Source organism: Pedobacter sp., from assembly GCF_040513095.1.
GTDB lineage: Bacteria > Bacteroidota > Bacteroidia > Sphingobacteriales > Sphingobacteriaceae > Pedobacter.
Genome location: NZ_JBEVDX010000079.1, coordinates 1 through 4,014 on the forward strand (window position 1 = coordinate 1; position 4,014 = coordinate 4,014).

5 protein-coding genes are annotated in these 4,014 nt (G+C 43.6%); all 5 read left to right on the forward strand.

The annotated features are described in order from the left end of the window. Nucleotides 1-192: hypothetical protein (locus ABWY16_RS10010; protein ID WP_353904506.1), on the forward strand; the 192-nt coding region annotated here is incomplete at its 5' end. 10 nt (nt 193-202) lie between these two features. After that, a complete protein-coding gene (locus ABWY16_RS10015; RefSeq protein WP_353904507.1) occupies nt 203-1,420 on the forward strand; it encodes a conjugative transposon protein TraM in 1,218 nt (405 codons plus the stop codon). A 4-nt stretch (nt 1,421-1,424) separates the two neighbouring features. Beyond that, nucleotides 1,425-2,294: a conjugative transposon protein TraN gene (gene traN / locus ABWY16_RS10020; RefSeq protein WP_353904508.1), complete on the forward strand. Its 870-nt coding sequence runs from the start codon at nt 1,425-1,427 to the stop codon at nt 2,292-2,294. A gap of 239 nt (nt 2,295-2,533) precedes the next feature. Beyond that, nucleotides 2,534-3,319 carry a type IV toxin-antitoxin system AbiEi family antitoxin domain-containing protein gene (locus tag ABWY16_RS10025; protein WP_353904509.1) on the forward strand — a complete coding sequence of 262 codons (786 nt, stop codon included), beginning with the start codon at nt 2,534-2,536 and terminating at the stop codon, nt 3,317-3,319. After that, a partial coding sequence (locus ABWY16_RS10030) for a nucleotidyl transferase AbiEii/AbiGii toxin family protein (RefSeq protein WP_353904510.1) occupies nt 3,312-4,014 on the forward strand: 703 nt, incomplete at its 3' end. The genes ABWY16_RS10025 and ABWY16_RS10030, both read left to right, overlap by 8 nt.

A 4,014-nucleotide genomic window follows, 5' to 3' on the forward strand; every position in this document is an offset into this window, starting at 1 on the left:
ATGAATTTTAACTCTGATGCCGGATTAAACCGGACTTTGTCTATTTACCAGGATCTGGAGCAGCTGGAAGTACTCGGTGATCATGTCAGGAAAATGATCAAGAAAAAGAAGTTGTCGGATGCGGATAGTATACTGCTGAAATTTAAGTTGAAGAAGATCGATTCCATTTACAAACGGGCGGTAGCCCATTAAACAGCGATATATGAAAATGAATTTTAAACAGCCCAGATATATCCTGCCGCTGATCCTGTTACCCTTCCTCTTTATTTTTTTTTATATTTATCAAGGGGTAGCGGATCCTCAGAAGCAGGAGGGGCCCGGAAGAGATTCGTTACAAATGAATGTTGCCGGAGTGTCCGACCAGGTACGGAATTCTGCGTTGAGCGGGAAGCTTGATGCCTATCGTGATCGTTTTAAGCAATCAGATGGCTACACGGCAATTGGTGCCATTCAGGAAGAACAAGCGGCGGCGCCAGAACCGGGTTCCTTGTACAATGAGCGTGAAAAGCGGATGCTGGATTCCGTCGACCAGGTCATGAAGTCCAGATATGGTGGAACAGGTATTACAGTAAATCCTGGACGAAGTAGGACCTATTCTCCTGCTGGAAATGCTGCGGGACATTCTTCTTCTTTTACTCAGGATAGGGCACTCGCTGAGGCATTGGCGAAGATGAGCAGACCTGCTCCCTTGATTGGTTCCGTTCCCAGAAGGAATGCCGAGCCGGATGCCATGCAGTTATTTCGTCAGCAGATGGCTTTGGTTGACAGTATGGGTAAAGCCGCAGATCCGGATTTCAAGGCCGAGCAGGAAAAAAAGCGACAGTTGGAAGAAATGAAAACCGGTAAGCTGTCTGAAAGAAAGCTGCCTGTGAGTAGATCCCTGTCGGGATCATCTGCATTCAATACCATTACAGCGGCCTCACAGGAGAATTTTATCACTGGCATTGTTGATCAGAACATTACCGGATATGCCGGATCCAGGCTGCGTATCCGTTTACTGGAGGATATGATGGCTGGTCGTTTTCTCATCAAGAAAGGAACTTATCTTTTTGCCCAGATCAATGGCTTCAGCGGACAGCGTGTGAACATGGTCATTAGTTCCATTATGCAGGATGGGCATATCCTTCCGGTACGGCTGGAGGTCTATGATAATGATGGATCTCCGGGCTTGTATGTTCCAGCTTCGGCCTTTCGGGAATTTTCGCGGGAGCTTGGCAATAATACTACCCAGGGGCTGACCCTGCAGCAGCAGGCAGAAAACAATAATCAACTGGTCATGGGTTTGCTTCAGAAAATATTTCAGTCAACCACAACCGCTGTAGGTAAGCTAATCCGGCAGAACAAGGCCAAAGTAAAGTACAATACCCTGGTCTACCTCATTGACCCGGAAGAACTCAGAAAAAATCAAAATAATTATTAAGCTTATGTCACTCTTTTTCATGCGCCGGCAGGTATTCCTTGTGCCGGCATTTTTATTTTCCTTGTTTTTTTTGGCTTTTGATTCTTTAGCTCAGCAGCGAGCTATTAATACGCTCAACAATTTGCCGAGGATAGAAATTACAGGCGGGATCTCCTTGCACATTGTGTCTCCGGAACCTATTCAGAAAGTGGATGTATCCAGTCACGCTTTGGTGGGCGATCTGCTGGAGTCAAATGTGTTACGGTTGAAAATTGTTCCCGATTCCGTTTATCTTTTACCCCGTACTCCGGATGCTTTGGTTGTTGTGACAATAATTGGTGAAACCTTTATTGCCCAATACCAGCTCTGCTTTAGCCCGCCGGGCTTGGGTTTGACGCCCACGCTGCTGAACATCAGTCCTGAAGATTGTCAGCCTCTGGAAGTTTCTGGTGTAGGGTTGTCTACCCCAGCGATGAAAGTCCATGCGTTAAGCCTACTTAAAAACAGATCGACCTCTGCTATCCGGAAGGCCGGTGGGTATGGATTCCGCACTAGGCTTAACCAAGTTTATTCGCTGGGTGATTACATTTTCCTGGATCTGTCTTTTGAAAACACGACTGGTCTTAGATATAGCATTGACGAACTTCGTTTCAAGATTGAGGATAAAAAAATCACCAAGGCTACTAATGTGCAGTCTGTGGAGATTGTGCCTGTATGGCAGCTCTACCCTTTAACCTCCTTTAAACGAAACTATAGGAATGTTTTTGTATTCAAAAAGATGACCTTTCCGGAGAATAAGCTGCTGAATATTGAGCTTACCGAAAAGCAGATCTCCGGACGGACAATAACCCTAAAAGTGAAATACGGAGATATTTTGAAAGCAGACACTTTTTAATGATTGGTTTATATATGTCTTATTTTTCGGCGATCATCGCCGAAAACTTTCAATTTTATAAACAGAAGTGATGTTTTTGGCCCAGACACCGAAAATTTGATTGCCGACAGCCTTATGGTATTTATGTAATTCTTAGTTTTCGGCGATGATCGCCGAAAACTAGTGCTTTGATAAATAAAGATGTTTATGTATATTTGAATTTTCGGCGATGATCGCCGAAAAATATTAAAACTGTAAACATGCCCATAGATTCGCAAAGACGTAAGAATGTATTTCGCCTGGTGCCAGAAGGGGCATTAGTCAGCCGAGATTGGCTGCTGGATCATGAGTTGTCTAATCATGCGATCGACAATCTGCTTAAAAGTAAGCAGCTAATAACGGTTAAGAACGGCATATATAAGCGTGAAGGTTCAATCGTAGATTGGGGTGATGTCGTCTACTTTTTGCAAAGAGCTCAGGAAACAGACTTAACTATTGGTGGAATAACAGCTTTAGAACTTCAAAAGCTATCTCATTATCTTGCTTTGTCTAACAAGAGAACAGTGCATTTATATGGAAGAGACGCTGTACCTGGCTGGCTCAATAGGGCAACGGATAGTGCCAATTTTATAAAACATAGTTTAGGTGACTTATTGGGGCAGCAAGTAACCCAGGATCAATTATACAATTTCACCAAGGCATTTAGCTGGAAGAGCACTAAAGAAGGGTTAAGAATGTCTACGCCTGAACGAGCCATCTTGGAAGTGCTAAACGAAGTGCCTGCGAAAATATCCTTTGAACATGCTGATGAATTGATGCAGGGTCTGACAACGCTTGCTCCGCGCGCTTTACAGCAGTTACTAGAAATCTTCAATAATGTTAAAGTAAGGCGTTTGTTTTTCTATTTCGCTGAAAGACAAAACCATCCTTGGTTAGCCAAGCTGAACAAGACAACATTAGATTTTGGATCAGGGAATCGTGTCGTAGCCAAAGGTGGCCATCTAAATAAAAAATATCAGATTACCGTACCAGTAAGTTATGAGTAAAAAAGAAGAGTACACCGAACAAGTAAGGTTATTAATCCGCTTATTGCCCATAATTGATAAGGAAGATTGTTTCGCATTGAAAGGCGGCACAGCAATTAACCTTTTCTACAGACCCTTTCCCCGACTCTCCGTGGACATCGATCTGCTTTATCTTCCCATGGATGATCGGGAAACAGCTAGGGACAACATACTGGCAGCGTTTGAGCGAATTACAGCGGATATCAAAGCTACGATATCGGGAGTACACGTTCAGAATACGACTCATCACCAGAAAAATTCCTTGAGACTCATTGTGAGCCTTGGGGATGTTAAGGTAAAAATAGAGCTTTCTCCAGTAATTAGAGGTACTGTGTTTGCTCCTCAGCGTATGGAGGTGCATGAACTGGTCGAAAAGGAGTTTGGTTATGCCGAAATTATGGTCGCTTCTCATCCGGATCTATATGCAGGTAAACTTTGTGCCGCTTTGGATCGCCAACATCCCAGAGACCTGTTTGATGTATTGCTGTTATATCAAAATGAAGGCCTTACGGACGATCTGCGTAAAACTTTCCTGCTTTTCTTAGTAAGTCATTTCCGGCCAATGTCTGAGCTCCTCAACCCAAATAGAAAGGACATTGCTGAAATCTATGAAAGTGAATTCGTTCAGATGGCAGATGTAGATGTTTCATTGGAGGAACTACTGGACATTCGTGAAC

Excerpts from the sequence above, each read along its gene's own strand:
- ABWY16_RS10015 (WP_353904507.1), top strand. The coding sequence starts at position 203 with ATGAAAATGAATTTTAAACAGCCCAGATATATCCTGCCGCTGATCCTG.
- traN (WP_353904508.1), top strand. The coding sequence starts at position 1,425 with ATGTCACTCTTTTTCATGCGCCGGCAGGTATTCCTTGTGCCGGCATTT.
- ABWY16_RS10025 (WP_353904509.1), top strand. The coding sequence starts at position 2,534 with ATGCCCATAGATTCGCAAAGACGTAAGAATGTATTTCGCCTGGTGCCA.